14 protein-coding genes are annotated in these 19,117 nt (G+C 37.3%); 9 read left to right on the top strand and 5 right to left on the bottom strand.

What is annotated here, in order from left to right:
* Positions 1-5: 5 nt before the first annotated feature.
* From FO440_RS13585 to FO440_RS13575, 3 genes are all read right to left on the bottom strand, one after another.
* Positions 6-1,460: a DUF1501 domain-containing protein gene (locus FO440_RS13585; protein WP_144248807.1), complete on the bottom strand. Its 1,455-nt coding sequence runs from the start codon at positions 1,458-1,460 to the stop codon at positions 6-8.
* Positions 1,461-1,465: 5 nt separating this feature from the next.
* Positions 1,466-3,790, bottom strand: a complete 2,325-nt coding sequence (locus FO440_RS13580) for a PSD1 and planctomycete cytochrome C domain-containing protein (RefSeq protein WP_144248806.1) — start codon at positions 3,788-3,790, stop codon at positions 1,466-1,468.
* Between the two features lie 169 nt (positions 3,791-3,959).
* Positions 3,960-5,126 (bottom strand): acyltransferase family protein, encoded by a 1,167-nt coding sequence (locus tag FO440_RS13575; protein WP_144248805.1) that lies wholly within the window; start codon positions 5,124-5,126, stop codon positions 3,960-3,962.
* 986 nt (positions 5,127-6,112) lie between these two features.
* Between FO440_RS13575 and FO440_RS13570 the strand changes: the two genes are divergently transcribed.
* Positions 6,113-7,216 carry a DegT/DnrJ/EryC1/StrS family aminotransferase gene (locus FO440_RS13570; protein ID WP_246104219.1) on the top strand — a complete coding sequence of 368 codons (1,104 nt, stop codon included), beginning with the start codon at positions 6,113-6,115 and terminating at the stop codon, positions 7,214-7,216.
* A gap of 8 nt (positions 7,217-7,224) precedes the next feature.
* Positions 7,225-8,763 (top strand): FAD/NAD(P)-binding protein, encoded by a 1,539-nt coding sequence (locus FO440_RS13565; RefSeq protein ID WP_144248804.1) that lies wholly within the window; start codon positions 7,225-7,227, stop codon positions 8,761-8,763.
* A 44-nt stretch (positions 8,764-8,807) separates the two neighbouring features.
* Here the strand turns inward: FO440_RS13565 and FO440_RS13560 are convergent, their stop codons facing one another.
* Complete coding sequence (locus FO440_RS13560; protein ID WP_144248803.1) at positions 8,808-11,501, bottom strand: ATP-binding protein; 2,694 nt, start codon at positions 11,499-11,501, stop codon at positions 8,808-8,810.
* Positions 11,502-11,620: 119 nt separating this feature from the next.
* On the opposite strand from FO440_RS13560, the gene FO440_RS13555 reads away from it, so the two are divergent.
* From FO440_RS13555 to FO440_RS13525, 7 genes are all read left to right on the top strand, one after another.
* On the top strand, positions 11,621-12,016 hold the full coding sequence (locus tag FO440_RS13555; protein ID WP_144248802.1) for a response regulator transcription factor: 396 nt from the start codon (positions 11,621-11,623) through the stop codon (positions 12,014-12,016).
* Positions 12,017-12,046: 30 nt separating this feature from the next.
* Entirely contained in the window at positions 12,047-13,216 is a 1,170-nt protein-coding gene (locus FO440_RS13550; protein ID WP_222103980.1) for a sugar transferase, read from the top strand.
* Positions 13,217-13,366: 150 nt separating this feature from the next.
* Positions 13,367-14,020 (top strand): 4'-phosphopantetheinyl transferase family protein, encoded by a 654-nt coding sequence (locus tag FO440_RS13545; protein ID WP_144248801.1) that lies wholly within the window; start codon positions 13,367-13,369, stop codon positions 14,018-14,020.
* A gap of 152 nt (positions 14,021-14,172) precedes the next feature.
* Complete coding sequence (locus FO440_RS13540; protein WP_144248800.1) at positions 14,173-15,342, top strand: glycosyltransferase; 1,170 nt, start codon at positions 14,173-14,175, stop codon at positions 15,340-15,342.
* Complete coding sequence (locus FO440_RS13535) at positions 15,335-16,351, top strand: glycosyltransferase family 2 protein (protein WP_144248799.1); 1,017 nt, start codon at positions 15,335-15,337, stop codon at positions 16,349-16,351. The genes FO440_RS13540 and FO440_RS13535 overlap by 8 nt, the downstream gene beginning before the upstream one ends.
* A gap of 10 nt (positions 16,352-16,361) precedes the next feature.
* The gene (locus tag FO440_RS13530) at positions 16,362-17,261 is read left to right on the top strand and encodes a class I SAM-dependent methyltransferase (protein ID WP_144248798.1); all 900 of its coding nucleotides are present in this window, start codon (positions 16,362-16,364) and stop codon (positions 17,259-17,261) included.
* A gap of 22 nt (positions 17,262-17,283) precedes the next feature.
* Positions 17,284-18,273 carry a UbiA family prenyltransferase gene (locus FO440_RS13525; protein WP_144248797.1) on the top strand — a complete coding sequence of 330 codons (990 nt, stop codon included), beginning with the start codon at positions 17,284-17,286 and terminating at the stop codon, positions 18,271-18,273.
* Here FO440_RS13525 and FO440_RS13520 read toward each other — a convergent pair.
* A complete protein-coding gene (locus FO440_RS13520) occupies positions 18,270-19,106 on the bottom strand; it encodes an alpha/beta fold hydrolase (RefSeq protein WP_222103979.1) in 837 nt (278 codons plus the stop codon). The two genes, FO440_RS13525 and FO440_RS13520, sit on opposite strands and share 4 nt — an antisense overlap.
* Between the last annotated feature and the right edge of the window lie 11 nt (positions 19,107-19,117).

Below are 19,117 nucleotides of genomic sequence, written 5' to 3'. Positions count from 1 at the left end.
TATATTTAGGATATGATATCTCTTACTACGTTACCGGCTACATCAGTTAACCTGTACCTGCGGCCCAGGCTTTTGTAGGTAAGTTTGGTATGGTCTATTCCCAACTGGTTTAATACAGTTGCGTGGAAATCATGCACGTGTACCGGATTGCTTACTATATTATATCCCAGCTCGTCCGATTCGCCGTAGACTATGCCCGGTTTAATGCCGCCGCCGGCCATCCACATGCTAAAGCAACGCGGATGATGGTCGCGGCCATAATTTTCTTTTGAAAGCTTGCCCTGGCTAAAATTTGTACGCCCAAATTCGCCGCCCCAGATCACCAGTGTTTCATCAAGCAAACCGCGTTGTTTCAGATCGGTCACCAAAGCTGCTGATGCCTGGTCGACGTCTTTTGCCTGGCCGCCCATTTCAATAGGCAGGTTGCCATGCTGATCCCATCCTTGGTGATAAAGCTGTACAAACCTTACCCCGTTTTCAGAAAGTTTACGTGCCAGCAAACAATTAGCGGCATAAGTGCCCGGAGTTAAACAATCAGGGCCGTATAATTTTATAATATCGTCAGGCTCCTTTGATATATCCGTTATCTCAGGGACGGCGGTTTGCATTCGGTAGGCCATTTCATACTGTTGTATCTTGGCATTGATTTCAGGGTCATTAAATTCTTTACCGGATATATCATTCAGTTCGGCCAGTTTATCCAGCATTTTGCGGCGCTCTACCCTGTCCATTCCGTTAGGATCATTCAAATACAAAACCGGGTCTTCGCTGCTGCTAAATTGCACTCCCTGGTGAATAGAATCTAAAAATCCGTTACTCCATAATTTTGAATAGACGCCTTGCCCGTTACCTTTTCCTTTTGATAACAGTACCGTAAAAGCAGGCAGGTTTTTATTTTCGCTGCCAAGCCCATAGCTTACCCACGAACCCATGCTTGGCCTGTTACCTTGTTGCGCACCTGTCTGAAAAAATGTTAGTGCCGGGTCATGGTTAATGGCATCAGTATGGATCGACCTGATGATACAAATATCGTCTGCTATCTTACCGATATGCGGAAAAATATCGCTTACCCATGCGCCCGACTGCCCGTATTGCTTAAAATCATAAAATGAACCTACTAAAGGGAATGATGCCTGCTTGGCGGTCATACCAGTCAAGATCTGGTTGCCCCTTACAGATAGTGGCAGCTCCTGCCCCATCATTTCTCGTAATTTGGGCTTATAATCAAACGATTCTAACTGAGAAGGTGCACCATCCTGAAACAAATAGATCACCCTTTTAGCCTTTGGCGCAAAGTTGGGTATCCCGGGTATAAAATCAGCATCATCACTCTTAACTCCGGAAAAAAGATCAGGCACCAGTAATGAACCCAACGCGACGCTGCCCAAACCAAGACTCAGCTTTGACAGAAAACGACGGCGGTTTATGCCCAACCTATGTTCTAATATATCTTTCTCCATGGCGCTTATGTTTTTGTTATCGCTTCCTCTAAATTGTATATGGTGTCTACTACCTTCATCATGGTAACCAAATCGAGTTTATCCAACTGCGGCGGAATAGGATACTCACCAACACTCAATAATTTATCCGCGCTTTGTTTATTAGCTGATTGTAATTGCTCGGTATAATAAGCTGTAAGGATGCCCATTTCCTTAGCTGTAGGTTTACGACAGATAATTAATCTGAAAGCCTTATATATTTTGTCGTTCGCTGTGCTTTTTTCCTGCAGCAGCTTGGCTGCTAAAACTCTCGCGGCTTCTAAAACTGTCGGATCATTCATCATCAGCAATGCCTGTAGCGGTGTATTGGTACGCAGGCGCTGCACTTCGCATTGATCACGGTTGCTGGCATCAAAAATAGCCATTTCAACCGGCGGGACTGTGCGTTTAATTAAAGTGTACATGCCCCGGCGATACAAATCAGGCCCATGAACCTGCTTATAGCTTGCAAGCTGCCCTCTGCCTGATGTAGTGTTTTCCCAAAGGCCCGGAGGCTGGTAAGGGTTCACACTGGGTCCGCCTATGGTTTTGGTTAAAAGCCCGCTGCTGGCCAGTACTTCATCGCGCACAAATTCTGCAGGCAGGCGGCCACGCGGGCCACGTGCAAGCATAATATTTTCGGGGTCTTCCTTCAGTTTTTCAGGTGATATTACAGCTGATTGCCGGTATGTTGCCGACATCACCATCTGCTTAACCAAACGTTTTATGTTCCAGCCATGATCCCTGAAATCAAGCGCCAGCCAATCTAACAATTGCGGGTTAGACGGCAGATCGCCTTGCATACCAAAGTCGCCCAATGTTTTAACTATCCCCCGTCCAAAAAACTCTTGCCATATTTGATTAACATATACTCTTGCAGTAAGAGGATTGTCTTTATCAAACAGCCATTTAGCTAACCCTAATCTATTTTTAGGATAACTATCATTAAAAGGAAGAATTGCTTTTGGGGTACCGGCGGATACTTCATCGCCGGGTGCATCATATGAACCACGTTTCAGAATATAAGTTTTATGGTAATTTAAGCTATCGCCCATAATGGAGACGATCAGTTTACCCGTATCTTTCTTATTAACAAATTTGAGCACACTTTTTACATCATCGTTACTAATCTGCATCAATGGTTTTTTGGCGTAAGTTTCTGGGCCGCCAACTGTAGTTTCAATACCAACCTCTTTTACATTGTTAAAAAACGCAAATACCTGGTAATATTCTTTTTGCGAAAAAGGATCATATTTATGATCATGGCAATGAGCGCATTCAAGCGACACACCTATCATGGCCTTGCCAAACGTATTCGTTCGATCGGTTACATAACTGACGCGGTACTCTTCATCAATTACGCCGCCTTCTTCGGTTATTTTATGATTACGGTTAAAGCCGGTTGCCAGCAGTTGTTCTTTGGTATGGTTAGGCATCAGGTCGCCGGCCAGTTGCCAGGTGATAAAGCTTTTGTAGGATAAGTTTTCGTTATAGGCATGTATCACCCAATCACGCCATGGCCATTGGGTTCGGTAATTATCGTCCTGGTAACCGTGCGAATCTGCGTATCGTGCAATATCCATCCAATGCAGCGCCATTTTTTCGCCATATTGCGGTTTGGCCATTAGCTCGTCTACCATTTTCTCATAAGCATCAGGGCTATTATCCGCCAAAAACTTATCCATGGTAGCCAAATCAGGTGGCAAGCCGGTAAGATCGAAACTTATCCGCTTTAATAATCGCTCTTTATCCGCTTCGGCATTAGGCTTGATATTGTATTTTTCTAACCGGGCAAGAATAAAGTTATCTATCGGATTTTTTGGCCAGGTTTTATCTTTAACCTCAGGTACGGGTGTGTATTTAGGCGGCACAAATGCCCAATGTTTTTCATATTTGGCCCCCTGTTTTATCCATTTTTTTATTAGCGCCAGTTCATATTGGTTAAGCCTTTTAAGGTTTGAATTGGGCGGCGGCATTAAAGTGGAAGAGTCTGAAGTAGAAATCCGTTGAAAAAGCTCAGACTTGTCCAAATCGCCCGGCACTAAAGCATGTGCTGCAGGATTATCTTTTAATGCACTATATGCACTTTCAGGGATATCAAGCCTTAAACCGGCCTGGCGTTTACTGGCATCGGGACCGTGGCATTTAAAACATTTGTCAGAAAGGATAGGCCTGATATTAAAATTGTAGCTAATGGTATCGGGTATTTCTTCGGTTGTGCTTTGCTCTGCCGAAAAATGGTTACAGGAATATATTGTGTATAAAACACACAACATACAAATAAGCAATATATAGTGTATACTCCTTTTCATAATTCAGCAAGCTATACCTTGGCGATGTACAGTTATCAATTGGTTAACGATAAAGTTATATTATTATAACCTATTTAACAACAATTATTCTTGTATAGTCATGTTAAAACAAAAAACCACCTGGACCGGTGGTTCTTTGTTTTATAATAAGCTAACGCGATTGCTTAAATTATTTATCAGCACTACTGAGGTTATCGGATGTTTTGAAGCTGAAAATATTATTATTCTGTAAGTATTCCACTTGCCTTACCGGTTTTTTAAAGGTAAATAACCGCCACAGATTAAAGCGCAGGCAAAAGTTATAAAACACGATCGGAAGTATCACACCTGACGCCCATACAAGTACAAAAAGAACAGGAACGTATGATATCTTACAGATCTTATAGAAAATGATACGTGCAAACGTCATTGCTATGATCTGCATAGCATAAACATATAAAGAATGATAGCCAATTATGCGCAAAAACTTAAAGGCCTTGTACTCTTGTAACAAAAAGGAAAGGATCACAGAAAAAGCACAACCAACCAATACCTGCGCCAGATATAAATGTGGTAACCTGTGCTCAACATAGCTTATGCCATCCAAACTTTTCCTGATGTTAATATCCCAGCAAAAATATTGCACCACAAAAAACGCAATAACCAAAGGCACAAACATCAGCCATAAAGTAGATCGTTTTATGTTTTTTCCGGAAGGAACAATGTCAGAAATAAGGTCGCCAAGCGCGAAAAAGAAATAGTATTCGCAAATATCGGTAATTACACCATAGTTAAGTTTATTAATATGGATGTAAGAAGAAAATGCATAAAGCGCAAGCCCCAGTACTATCTGGAAATTTGCCGACCATTTAAGAATTGATTTCAATATTGCATAAATAACTCCAATACAAAACAAAGTATTCAAGTACCAAAAGTGCCCCGTAACACGCGGGTTAATAATTAAGTAAAGATAATCCATCGAACTTGCACCCTCATGGGCAATGGATGGATTAAACCGTGCGTTAATGATCTTCAAGGATATTTCAAATATTCCCCAAATAAATAATGGATACAATATAGTATCTGCACGCGCACTAATGTAGCCGGATAGCGATTTCTTCTGTAAACTCTTTGCTAAGAACATACCAGAAATGATAAAGAATAAAGGCATCCTAAAGCCGTATAAAAAAACGTCAAGATCATTTATGATGGGGTAAGCTTCTATATTAGGGCCATAGCCCTTTAAAGTAAAAAAGCAATGTGCATAACCCACTAAAATTATGCTAATTCCTTTGTCATAGTCTATCCAGTTTAACCGTCTTTCGCTATATACAAATTTGGAATTGAGTAGATCCATATAGATAATTTTGCTTACTAATATAATTATAAATTTTGCGACTACTTACACACACAAAGGTTATAAAAGAATAATTACCTAAGCATGAATCTTTAAAGAACTTTTTGTTATTAGACTTTAAAACTGTAAAAATTATAATTATTAAAGCTGTGATACAAAAACAGGTTAAAGAAAAGATTTTAAAAACGAGTAGTTTATTTTAAACAATCAAATTTAAGACTTAGTCATCAATGGTAAATTAGATTGATATTAGAATGCTCTTTTTAGGTAAACAAACTACTTATCCGCAGCATATAAAGCACTAAAACTACAAACGATTTCAAAAGTTTATTTTCATATTGCAAATAAACTAAAAAGAAATAATTTAAGTATTGCTATACTTTAATTTATTGTAACATTAAGATTAAAAAAAAGTACGCCTATTGTGCAATGAACCGCTATTTAATTAGTTAATTACGGAACCAATTATTATAAATCGTCGTCATGATATTAGTATTTTTTCTCACAATTTACATATTGCTATTGCGCAATATTTTTATTTACGAGTGCTCAAATGCCATTTGTGATCCGGATGAAACATTTGATAAAACGCATGGCCTGTACAGCTTTTAAGTTGCAGCGTACATCATAACTCTCCGTAGAACCAGAATCCGGTTATTGATTTGATCCTTTTATAATAAATCAATAACCGGATCAAATCTTTATCAATATAATACATTCGTTAGTGCCTAATAGCAAATCAACAAATACATCGTTTTTAATTTAAAATTCCTGCATTATTTGTTAAATGCAGCTTTAACAATATTATATATTTATTAATATTTGCATATAAATTAAGCGATTAAAAATTAATTCCGATTTTATTAATAAATTAGGCTCAAATTACTGCAGAAACGTTTTACTATATAGTTATAGTTAAGTAATGCCGATTATTTGAATATTAAACTTATTCCTTTAGCCTTAATAATAATTATAAGAGGATATTAATGAACCCCCTTATTGCCATGATCCCATACGAAAACCTTAAACGCTTAAACGCGCCCTTTACAGAAGCATTCCACGAAAAATTTAACAAAGTACTTGACAATGGCCACTATATATTAGGTAGTGAACTTGAGTCCTTCGAAAAAGAATTTGCTGCTTACCACTCGGTAAACTCTTTTCTCGGTATCTCAAACGGCTTAGATGCTTTAATTTTGTCTTTAAAAGCATGTAACCTGCCTGCAGGGAGCGAAGTAATTGTACCTGCACATACTTATATAGCAACTATACTGGCTATTTTAAATTGCCAGCTAAAGCCGGTGCTGATTGAACCCAATATCCATACGTATAATATTGATGTAACTAAAATAGAGGAAGCTATTACGCCTAAAACAAAAGCTTTAATGATAGTGCATTTGTATGGCAAAGCCTGTGATATGGATGAGATCATGCGTATTAAAGAAAAATATAACCTTTACTTAATTGAAGATTGCGCGCAGGCACATGGTGCTACTTACAAAAACAAATTGATAGGCACATTTGGAGAGTTTGCGGCTTTTAGCTTCTACCCTACCAAAAACCTGGGTGCTTTGGGCGACGCGGGAGGAATAATTTGTAACGCCCCTGAGCATGTACGCACAATTATACAATTGCGCAACTATGGGTCAGAGATTAAGTATCACAATGAAATTGTAGGGTACAATAACCGCCTTGACGAAATGCAGGCAGGTTTTTTAAGTGTAAAGCTTAAGTATCTTGATGAAATGAACGCGCACAGGAATAAACTTGCGAAACTTTATTTTGACAATTTAAAAGACGATTTCATTTTACCTGATGTTAACGAAGATCATTATGATGTATTTCATATTTATAACATCAGGCATGAAAAACGTGACGACCTGCAGAAATACCTGGCAGACAAAGGTGTAGGGACGGCTATACACTATCCTATCCCGCCACATCGTCAAAATGCTTTAAAAGGCGAGAATATTAAAGGAGAGTTTCCGTTAACTGACGAGATTCATAATACTACGCTTAGTATACCATGCTCCTTTTCGCATACCGAAGATGAGGTACTGCAGGTAATTGAAATACTTAACAATTATTAATTTACACTATGCAAACTAATGATATTGTAATAATTGGGAGTGGTATTGCCTGTACATCAACCCTGATAGAATTATTTAATAACTTGGTACTCCAAAACAATCCGCAGAATAAATTATCAATTACGGTAATTGAAAAGCACCATGAGTTTTGGAAAGGTATCCCCTATGGTTCCCGGTCATCGCAGAACGCGTTAACCATTACCTCTATAAATGACTTTTTTACCTCAGATAAGGAAAGAGCGCTGTTTTTTGAATGGCTTTATGCAAACATGGAAGAGCTGCACAATCATTATGTATTAAATAATGGTAATACATCTAAAACATGGTATGAAAATAATCGTAAAGCCATTGAAGAGAAAGACTGGTACAAGGTTTACATCCCAAGGTTTATTTTTGGTAAATATCAGTTGCTCAGGTTTAACAAAGCTTTAAAAACTGTAGAAGAAAAAGGCCTTGCTACTGTTAATACAATAAACGCGGAGGCTATAAATGTTGAGGTTACCGAAGGCGATCTGTACGAAATCACTTTTGAGAAAGCGGATAGATCAACTGACAAAATCAAAACCCGCAAACTGGTAGTTGCTACAGGTTCTGCACCATCTGGGGAAATTGTTGACCCATCAGCTTTGGATGATAATATTCTTTACATAAAAGATGTTTACGAACCTGATACAGAAACTAATATTGAAAAGATAAGGCATGTATTAAGCGGCGCAAACGAAACCGAAAAAAACATTTTAATTATTGGTTCAAATGCCAGTAGTCTTGAGTTTTTATATTTACTGTCAGGACATCCCGATATAAAGGCTTTGATCAATAAAATAACCGTATTATCTAAAAGTGGCAGCCTGCCTAACCATATCTCAAACGACACATTCGTTGATAATCCATTAGTAAATCTTAACGAACTAAAATCAAAAGAAAGCTTTAACCTGGAAGCCCTGATCGATGCTGCACGGAAAGACATTAAGATAGCTACACAGGATGGCGTAGTTATTACATCAAGCATTGACAAGATAATCGGGTGTACTATTGAAATGCTGAATCAATTGGATGATGATGCAAAAAATACCTTTTTCGGCATTTATGGAATGCAGTTAAGCAATATATTCAGAAGGGCCGGTAATGATTATAAAGGCGGCGCGCAATCATGGATAAACAGCGGCCAACTGCAATTGGTAAAAGGTGCCGCAGTAAGCTTAGAGTCGGCAGATGGGCTTGGCGTGATAAATTATATTGATGAGAATAGGCCGGCTAAAAAGTACGACGCAGGTTTTAAAATAGTTATAAATTGCTCTGGCTCTGACAACCTGGATTGTTCATCAAGCCGTTTACTGTATAATCTTGTACATAATAAGCTTTGCAAAATGAATTTATCAGGCAAAGGTGTTTATGTGAATGATAAATTTGAAGCGGCTCCTAATCTTTATGTAATTGGCCCGCTGCTTGGCGGCAATCGCAATAACCGGATCTATTTCTGGCATTTAGAAAATGCCTCAAGGCTGATGTACCTGGCACCTTACCTGGCTAAAGAACTGGCAGAATAATAACGACCTATATTAATAATTGGCATTGTCTGCCTGAAAAATGGTTAACCTTCTATTAAGGTGTCTATATCATTTTTCAGGCAGCCAACAACTTCTGCAAGTGTATTACATAATTCATCTACAAACGAATTAAGACTTTCCTGGTCATAATTATTGTAATTCTTTTCCAGGTTCAGGATAATATCCTTTAAGGAGTCTACCCGGATATGAATTAAGGATGTCTTTATTTTGTGAACAATGCCTGATACGGTTTCCCAATCATTATCCATTGCAGATGATTTGATATTTTCAGCTTCAACAGAAAGTGTGCTGATCAGCATATTAATGATCTTGTTAAAGATCTTTTCATCATTACGGCTTAAAGACCTGATCTCTGTTAAATCATATAGCTTTGATGCAGAAACAACGGGTTCGTTACTTACTTCCTCATTTTCAACATTTGTCAGTACATCGGCAGGGTCATTTACATTTAAAACCGATATAAGCTTTTCATGCAGCAGCTCATCCGAATAAGGTTTTAAAATAAAATCGTTCATTTTAACATTACGGTACTTGTTAATATCTTCCTGCATTACGCTTGCAGTAAAGGCAAGTATAGGTATGTTAGCCTTAGTCGGGTCGTCCATACCCCTGATATGTTTAGCAGCAGTTAAACCATCCATTACCGGCATTTGTATATCCATTAAGATGATATCATAATCACTTAATGTTAACATTTCAATTATCCTTATACCATTATCAACAACATCAACCGTGCAGCCCCATGATTCCAGGAGATTTTTTATCAAAAACTGGTTCAGTTCAACATCCTCTCCAATCAAGATCTTCTTATCCCTTAATTTTGAATAATTAATAACCGAAGACTGATTTTTTTCTTCCTTATATACATAATTCCGTTCAAACGGTATGGTAAATATAAATTCAGACCCTTTACCTACCTGGCTGTAAACGTTTATACTGCCATCTAACAGCTCAATTAATTTTTTACAAATAGATAAACCAAGGCCTGTACCTCCATATTTACGGGTAATGCTTTGTGATGCCTGTTCAAAAGGTTTAAATATTTTCAAAACGTCCTCTTCATTGATACCTATACCGGTATCTCTTACAGAAAACTCAAGCATTACTTTATTCTGCATTTCATTAATCACACTCATTGACACTGTAATTGACCCAGTCTGTGTGAATTTTATGGCATTGCTTAATAGGTTCGACATGATCTGGGCAAACCGGTATTGGTCGCCGTTAACTATAAAGTCTGCAGCTATATTGTTATCAAATACCAGTTCCAGGTCTTTCTCTTTGGCTTTATATTGAAAGAGTTGTATGGTTCTAAGTACTTTATCAGAAATATTGAATGGATTGGTCTCAAATTCAATTTTTCCAAACCCTATCTTCTCAATATCCAGAATATCATTAATAATGATCAGCAGATTATTGATAGACTCTGAACTTAGCTTAACATAATTTTCTTGCTGTATATCCAACTTAGTTTTTAACAAAAGCTTATTTAACCCCAAAATTCCGTTAATCGGCGTCCGTATCTCATGGCTCATGTTAGCCAGGAAGATCTGCTTTTGCTTGGCCACATTCTCTGTAGCAAGTTTAGCCATACGCAGTTTCTTTTCTGTATTGATACGGTCAGTAATATCCTGCGAGAAACCAATTACATATGACGACGAATCAGATTCATCAACAAGATAATTTTGATAATACAGGTACAATACCTTATTACCTTGTTTCGGTATCACACGGAAAATGCCTTTACTTTTTCCTTCTTTTATAATTTTATCAAAGTAATCACGCCTGATATTTTTACGGTCATATACCGGCAACAGGTTTTGAATATCCGTATCAACGATATCCTCTTCCCTATAACCTAATATATTTAATATAGCCGGGTTACATGACAATAATTTCCCATCGAGGTTATGCGTGTAAATTAATGCCGGGCTATAAGCATACAGATCGCGGTATCGCTTTTCGTTAATTACCAGTTGCTCTTCAATAAGTTTACGGTCGGTAATGTTTACACCGTACCTGATAATCTGCTTAACATCTCCATTACTATCTAGCACCGGGTAAAAACTGCGCAAGTAGTAATTTGCTTCACCCTCATTAGGTATTTTTTCTTCCCATGATTTTATCTTTTTTGTATTTAAGACATTTTCAAATAGCCGTTTACGATTTAAGGCTATACTCATGGGGATATTTTTTAGGATGCAATAATCTTCATCCTTCTTATTAACCATCCATTTCCTGATCTCGGGATCAGGTTCAACAGATGAGTTTACAAATAAATACGTTCTGTCAACATTAAAAACGGCTATATCAGACGGTATCTCATTAATGATATATTGATAAAATTCCAGCTCAGGTAACTTATTCTCAAATAATACACCATCATCATTGGTAACTGCACATAGGTCGCCATAAAACAAAAATTGTCCGTTATCTGATAATTCTTCAAATCTGCCATCAATAATTAGCTGTGGTTTAGACTTTAATTGTATCTTTAAGGGGCGGTTAATGAAGTTAGGCAGCGTGTCAGGAGTAAATGCATCTTTCGGATGATCAATATTTTTGATATTAAATACATCCAAAAAGCTTTTATTATTTATAGCATCAATAAAATTTAAAATGTTATTACTACAGGATAAAACTGATAGATCTTTATCCATAATTAGGTGATATGGAAAAATCCTATTGAGTTGTTCCTGACTAAACGTAAGCTTCATTTTTAGACAATTAATTAGAAAGAATCCTTATAAATAATTATAAAGATAAAGAAACTATTATTTATAGTTTTCGTAAACTATAATTTTATATTTTAGTAAAATATTTCCATGTACAATATATGAGTTTTTCGACAATTACCCAAACCAAAATACTAATCATTGAAGACGATGCATACATGCAACTCATTTTATCAGAGTTTCTGAACGAGACTTATAAAATAGAAACATGTGATACTGTACTTGATGCACTTACCTATTTGCAAAACGGCAATATGCCCGACCTCATCATATCAGATTTAAATACCCCGCAAATTAGTGGTTTAGAGTTGATTGACCAACTAAAAGCAAGCGATTTTTTTAAATCTATCCCAATTATAATGATTTCTGGCGATGACTCTTCTGATAAACGGATAAAATGTTTAAATTCAGGGGCTGATGATTATATTGTTAAACCCTTTAACCCCGCCGAGCTTGAGGCCCGGATCAGGGTAGTTTTAAAAAGAAATAGCAAATAATTATTAATACTTAATAATTTATACAAGCAAATGCAAGCTATTGCTCTGATTAATTTTGACGAACATCTTAACGACCTGATAAGTAAATGCGACTTTGGAGAAAGGCATTTAGTCAATTTCATCGATGAAACAGAACTAATTTCAAATTGGGATAACAAGCAATTTGAAATAGTGGCTATCATTTCAAACAGCGAGATGTTGGGCAGTAATGGGATAGGCATGGTTGAGAGCTTATCAGCTAAAAAGTTGCCGCGCGTACCTATATTTTTACTGGTTACCCACTTTAATAAAAACCTGTTAAGTGTAGCGCTCGATGCCGGAATAGTTGATGTTTTTGAACTGCCCTTTGTAACTGAAAATGTAGAGAAAAGGGTAAACTTCACCATTAATAACTGGGAGGCATTACAACAAAAGTTCCAGAAAAAATCATCGACGCCATATAAAACCCCGTTTGGAAAACGCCTTTTTGACATTGTGTTTTCGGGGTTGGCATTATTATTTTTTTCGCCAATATTTCTGATCATTTACATCCTGGTTAAAATAGAATCACCCGGCCCGGCATTCTATTATTCATACCGGGCCGGTACGGGTTACCGCATCTTTAAGTTTTATAAGTTCAGGTCAATGTACATTAATGCAGATCAACGACTTAAAGACCTGAAGCACTTAAATCAATATGAGGCGGATGCTGTCAGCGAGGTTGAGGAAATTAAATATGAGCTTAACTTATGCAGCGATTGCGTTTCGTATGGAGCTTGCCAGTTTCCGCTATACGCAGATAATACTACCTGGTGCGAGAAGCAGTACATGACCTCTAAAAAGACAAATGCCAAATCTGCATTTATCAAAATCAAAAATGATCCAAGGGTAACCAAGATCGGTAACTTTATCAGGAATGCCAGTATTGATGAATTACCACAATTGTGGAATGTTTTTATTGGCAACATGAGTATTGTTGGCAACAGGCCATTACCACTATATGAGGCAGAGAAGCTTACTGTAGATAAATATGCGTTACGTTTTATTGCCCCCGCAGGCATAACCGGTTTATGGCAGGTTGAAAAAAGAGGTAAAGGCGATATGAACGAAGATGAAAGATTAATGCTTGATAATTCGTACGCTTTAAACCATAGTTTCAAAAATGATCTGTTAGTCATCTTGAAAACTGTACCGGCATTGCTGCAAAAGGAAAATGTTTAACTCCCACTGTTAAAATTGTTCTTTGCCATATACGGGCGATCATTACGATAATGCCGTTTATTTGTGGCAAGTTTCAGCAATATTATATTAATGTTATTAATAAGTTCCCATTTTATTATTGACATTAAGAAAATATGTTGTTAAAAGAAAATGACAAAAGTTAAGTTTTTCAAAATTGCACCATCCCCCCAAGTTAATTATGAAAAATTGATTGATACATTTCCCTCTTTTATCCAGGAAAAAGTATCTAAATACAAGTTTCAGGAAGACAGGATAAGAAGTGTCATGGGTAAGGTGCTTCTTAAAAATTTATTGATAGAAGAAAGTTACCCGGCGAACATACTAAGCCAAATCAAACTAGATGAATTTCAAAGGCCTTTTTTAAACAGTAAAATAGATTTTAATATTTCGCATTCAGGCGATTACGTGGTTTGTGCCATTTCAAAAAACAACCGTGTAGGAATTGATATTGAAAAGGTCAACCCAATAAATATACCCGACTTTGAATACGTATTAACACAGGATGAACTGCAACAAATTTTAATTGACGAAAATGCAACGGATGCCTTTTATAAAATTTGGACACAAAAAGAAGCTGTAATCAAAGCTAATGGTAAAGGATTAGGAATAAATTTTACCGACATCATATTAGATCAGGAAACCGCAATCTGTGAAAATATAAAATGGAATTTAACTGAGCTGCATATTAATTATAACTATAAAAGCTATATTGCTGTCGAAAAAAAAGACGAAATAAATATATCAGAACTTACAATTGATGATTTAAAAGAGAAACCATTTTAAACGTCGATTAAAATACTGGCTATATTTATGTGACATCTATGGAAAAAGTAACACAAAGCGCAACACACCTTAATTTATTAAAAATAAAATGCGAGTGCGCTTTATTATTCAATAAGGATATTGTAAAATCTGATCCTGTTTAAGTTTATGTAATGTCGGCAAAAAGTATCTTAATTGTTAGTACCTGTTTTATTGATTGGGGCGGTAGTGAAGAATTATGGGCACAAAGTGTACCTCATCTTTTAAATAGCGGGCATAAAATCACCGTTTATAAAAAACACCTAAATTATCGTCACCCTAAATTTGCAGAGCTTGCCGCCAAAGGCGTAACGCTAACAGATACCAGAACCACCTACAACCTTGGCCGGCGTATAATTTCAAGGGGACTGATCACTCTTAATAATGCTTATACGGAGATTAAAAAGCTCGCGCCCATTAAACAAGCCGACCGTGCCTTTATAGCCAATTTAAACACACACACACCTGACCTTGTGATTGTTTCGCAAGGGATCAACTTTGATGGTTTAGAGCATGCCTATCAATGTTTACTATTAAACATCCCTTACGTTATTATTTGCCAAAAGGCAGTCGACTTTTACTGGCCTGGTGTTGGCGACAGGTCGTTTATGATCAAAACATTGATCAACGCAAAACAGATCTTTTTTGTATCATATCATAATTACAAACTAACAGAAGAGCAATTTGGCGTGCGGCTGCCAAATGGCAGCGTAATATTTAACCCTGTTAAGGTTTCCCGGTATCCACTGCCCTTCCCTGATACAAGTAATGGTTACAAATTAGCCTGCGTTGCTCGCTTGTTTTTGCTTGATAAAGGGCAAGATATGTTGATACGTATTTTGGCCCAGGAAAAATGGAAAAACCGACCATTTTTTGTATCTTTCGTTGGTTCCGGAGATGACTTGGAACCATTACGTGCGATGGCCAAACTTTTAGCGATTAAAAACGTTGAATTTATTGGGCATATTGATAATATTGAAAATATATGGCACAACTACCATGCGCTAATTCTCCCCTCTCGTAGCGAAGGTTTACCATTATCTGTTGTTGAAGCTATGGCCAGCGGCCGGCCGGTAATTATTACAAATGCCGGCGGTACTGCCGAAGTTGTTGAAGATAATGTAACAGGATTTGTTGGAAAAATAGATTATGAAATGTTTGATGATGCAATGGAAAGAGCATGGAACGAAAGAAATAATTGGGAAAACATAGGAAAGAAAGCAGCCGGATATATTGCCGAAACGGTTCCGAAAGAACCCGAATTAGAATTTGCAAAAATTATAAATAAACTAATAAATGACTGATAAGCCTTTAGTTTCTGTAATTATACCTACTTATAACAGACGGGATAAAATAGTCACTGCTATTGAAAGTGCATTAAATCAGACATATCCCAATATACAGTTGATTGTAAGTGATGATGGGTCGACTGATGGTACGCAAGAATTTATTGAAAAAAACTACCCAACTATAGATTATACCATGAATGAGCATGGTGGCCAGGCATCTGCCAGGAACAATGGTTTGGCAAAAGCTAAGGGTACAATTATTGCCTCGCTTGACTCGGATGATAAATGGAACCCTGATTTTGTTGAAGCATGCGTTGAAAAACTGGAAAAGGATAATCTTGATTTTGTATTTGCCAATTGGAGCCAACAACAATCGGACGGTAAGATAACCGATTTTTTTTCTGGTGACATTTTTTTACAACCTCTTATAAGAAACAAAGACGCTAAATGGCAGGATCTTTCATCCGAAGATCTTCGTGATTTATATTTTAAGGCCTGCCCTTCCCCGTCTTCATCCGCAGTAATACGTAAATCGTCAATTGTAGCCGGTTGGAACCCTAAGATCAATATCTGCGACGATTGGTGTTTATTTTTGGATATCATTATGTCTAAGAAAAGCAAAGCAGCATTTACATTAGACAGGCACTGGAATAAATTTATTAACAACAATAATATTTACGATGGCCGTGCAAGAAGTGAAGTGTTAGAATTTATGTATATTAAGGATACACTTGAGTTTATAGACCGGTTTAAAGATAAAACTACTCCTGCCGAACTTTTAATACTGAACAAAAGATGCGTACGCGGCCTGGTAGAACTATCAAAACATCATGCATTTCGTAACTTCAACGTTAATAAATCAGCAAAACTGCTTAATAACGCATTTAAAATGGATTTTTTATACACGCTTCAAGCTATTCCGGACGTGCTATTTTTTGGCGTTAATCGTCATCTAAAAGATTTTATAATAAAGTTTCAAACCAAACAAGCCCGGTTAAATAAACAACCCTCATCATCTCTATAAAATTATTATCATGAAAAAAGAAGATCTCTGGGGAATTTACGATATCGATTACGCTAATGATTACAATGAGCGGTATTTGCTTAACCCGTTTTCAAAAACAAGTTCTATTACTGAGTTAAACGTATTAAAACAGCAAATAAATAAAGATACCAAATGGCTTGACCTGGGATGTGGCACCGGGTATTTTTTAAGCGAGTTTCCAGGTATACAGCGTGCAGGTTTAGATATTTCGCCAAAAATGCTGGAAACAGCAAAACTTGCCAACCCTGATGCTTTGTTTTTTAAGGAAGGTGATTTCAGGGTTGAAAACCCTGAATGGAATGACATGTGGTCTTTTATCACTTGTATGTGGGGGGCCTATTGTTATGTTGATTCTGTAAGAGAGGTTGAGAAAGTTACATCAAACATTATTAACTGGACCAAAACAGGTGGCGCTATATTTTTGCCCGTAGTTGATATTGAGGATGTTCGCCCTAATACCAGGATCGAGTATGAACATTATTTTAAAGACGTTTATGGTGGCACCATTGCTATAACCAGTGTTACCTGGTCATGGCTTGAAGATAACGGTAAATTTCATGAGCACCTGGTATCGCCACCGGCCGAGCATTTTATCAAACTGATGGAACCTTATTTTGACCATATAGAAGTTGTACGTTACCCGCCATATATGCCGGGTTGGGTATCTCGTAAATCTATTCTGGCCACAGGTAAGCGAGCTACACCAGATCCCAAAAATCCGGCAACGGTAAAATGGCAGGATATCCCCAAACCTATCATGAAATCAAGCGGGCCTCCATTTAATCCAATGTCTACAATACCTAATAAATATATCGCCTTTGAATTTTTAAACCGGATAAAAAACGGCGAATTTATACGTGCAGTAGGTAGAAAACTATTTCGCAGATAACGGCAAATAAAGCATACAGCCAATGGCAAAGGTGTTAAAGATCATCCGTTCGCATGAATGGTGGGAGTTTAAATTACCGCCACTATTAGCCTTAGGTTACGCAACCGCGCTATCTTCAACAATGCCGCTTTATAAAGTAGGCGCGTGGCTCTTGCTATTGCTACTTTCTATCATCATTGGTGCCATATACGTTAGCACTATTAATGATATTACAGATATGGATGAGGATCTGGCCAGTGGTAAATCAAACCGGATGGCTAAAATACCTGCAAAATACAGATGGCTTATACCTGCAGCTTGTGTTCTGCTTGGATTATTATTCATTTCTGTTTTTTTAAAAGATACCCTATCACGTGTTTTATACTTTTTGCCGTGGATCTCGTTCAGCCTTTATTCGTTTCCTCCGGTAAGGCTTAAAAACAGGGGCATATGGGGCGTAATGGCTGATGCTTCAGGCTCGCACATATTTATCAGTCTTTTAATTGTATCCAGTGTATCAGCATTTACACGGCGCCCTATTGATTGGGTATGGTTTGCCGCTGTTGGCGTATGGGCTTTTACATACGGCTTAAGGGGCATACTATGGCACCAGTTTTATGATCGTGATAATGATCTTAAGGTAAACTTAAAAACGTACGCCACTGGTGTTGAACCTGAGTCGTTTAAAAAAATGGCTGTTTTTATAACGGCTGTTGAATTGACTGCCTTTACAATAATGTTAGCTAAAATATTTATACCGCTTACCATAGCCTTCTTGGTACTATATTTTATACTGGTATTTATTAACTATAAAAAGCTTAGCCGTAAACTTATCTTGGTATTAGTGCCTGAAGGAAAATCTTACCAGATCCTTATGGCCGATTATTATCATTTTTTTTACCCGGTATCGCTGCTATTGTTTGCTGCTTTTACTCAGCCATTGGCATGGGTAGTACTGTTAATCCATGTTTTGCTTTTTAACAACGTATTAAAAAACACGGCAAAACTTTTATTAAGACCTGCTAATACTTAATAGCTGTAGTTTGCCTGGAAAGGCCTATCGAAAAAATCTTTTATAGTACTAATAAATTTGCGCCTGTGTTCAAACAATATCCCGTGGCCTGATTTGGGTACTATCCACAAGTTTGATTTCGGGATGTTTTGAGCAATAATTTTACTGTGTTCTTTCTTGATCAGATCATGGTCGCCACTCATAACTAATACAGGGCATTTTATGGCATTGAGCGATTTTGGATTGATATGCGGTTGTGTCCAGTCCATCATAAAAAGTTTCCAGTTCCTTTTATCCTGATCACCCAGCTTTATCCTATCCTTATTTTGCTCATATTCTTTTTTTGCAGATAGCCAGTCTTTTCCATTAATTGCGGTAGAATCCGGCCATAAATTAGCACCAGATGAAGCAATTTTTTTTACCTTTTCAGGATGGCGCATAGCTAATAACAAAGCGTTAATCCCGCCGTCGCTCCAGCCAATAACGTAAGCCGAATCAACATGTAACGAATCAAGCAAAGCTGCATAATCATCAGCCATCATCTCAAAGCTTATAGAATCTGTAAGGTCCTTTGATTTACCCTGGGCGCGGCTATCTGCTACAATTACTTTATAATCATCTGTAAAAGCCGGTATGATATCTGAAAAAGTGCTTATACTGCCATTATCACCATGAATCATAAGCAACGGTTTACCCGTACCGTAAGTTTCGCAATACATTTTAAATCCGCGGATGTTATAATACCTACCAACGGCTTTGTTATTTCCATAAGGCGTATGCTTGCAGCTTGTTAAACATGCCAGCGTCAGTAAGACACTAAATATTATGCCTGTAATATTTTTTGAGTGATTCACTTTTTGAAAGC

It is taken from the genome of Mucilaginibacter corticis (assembly GCF_007558865.1).
Classification (GTDB): domain Bacteria; phylum Bacteroidota; class Bacteroidia; order Sphingobacteriales; family Sphingobacteriaceae; genus Mucilaginibacter; species Mucilaginibacter corticis.
Note: the sequence above shows the minus strand (reverse complement) of the source record. Positions and strands in the feature narration are given on the sequence as shown.

Coding starts and splice junctions, on each gene's coding strand:
- FO440_RS13530 (WP_144248798.1), top strand. CDS start 16,362: ATGAAAAAAGAAGATCTCTGGGGAATTTACGATATCGATTACGCTAAT.
- FO440_RS13545 (WP_144248801.1), top strand. CDS start 13,367: ATGACAAAAGTTAAGTTTTTCAAAATTGCACCATCCCCCCAAGTTAAT.
- FO440_RS13540 (WP_144248800.1), top strand. CDS start 14,173: ATGTCGGCAAAAAGTATCTTAATTGTTAGTACCTGTTTTATTGATTGG.
- FO440_RS13565 (WP_144248804.1), top strand. CDS start 7,225: ATGCAAACTAATGATATTGTAATAATTGGGAGTGGTATTGCCTGTACA.
- FO440_RS13580 (WP_144248806.1), bottom strand. CDS start 3,790: ATGAAAAGGAGTATACACTATATATTGCTTATTTGTATGTTGTGTGTT.
- FO440_RS13555 (WP_144248802.1), top strand. CDS start 11,621: ATGAGTTTTTCGACAATTACCCAAACCAAAATACTAATCATTGAAGAC.
- FO440_RS13525 (WP_144248797.1), top strand. CDS start 17,284: ATGGCAAAGGTGTTAAAGATCATCCGTTCGCATGAATGGTGGGAGTTT.
- FO440_RS13550 (WP_222103980.1), top strand. CDS start 12,047: ATGCAAGCTATTGCTCTGATTAATTTTGACGAACATCTTAACGACCTG.
- FO440_RS13585 (WP_144248807.1), bottom strand. CDS start 1,460: ATGGAGAAAGATATATTAGAACATAGGTTGGGCATAAACCGCCGTCGT.
- FO440_RS13560 (WP_144248803.1), bottom strand. CDS start 11,501: ATGAAGCTTACGTTTAGTCAGGAACAACTCAATAGGATTTTTCCATAT.
- FO440_RS13570 (WP_246104219.1), top strand. CDS start 6,113: ATGAACCCCCTTATTGCCATGATCCCATACGAAAACCTTAAACGCTTA.
- FO440_RS13575 (WP_144248805.1), bottom strand. CDS start 5,126: ATGGATCTACTCAATTCCAAATTTGTATATAGCGAAAGACGGTTAAAC.
- FO440_RS13535 (WP_144248799.1), top strand. CDS start 15,335: ATGACTGATAAGCCTTTAGTTTCTGTAATTATACCTACTTATAACAGA.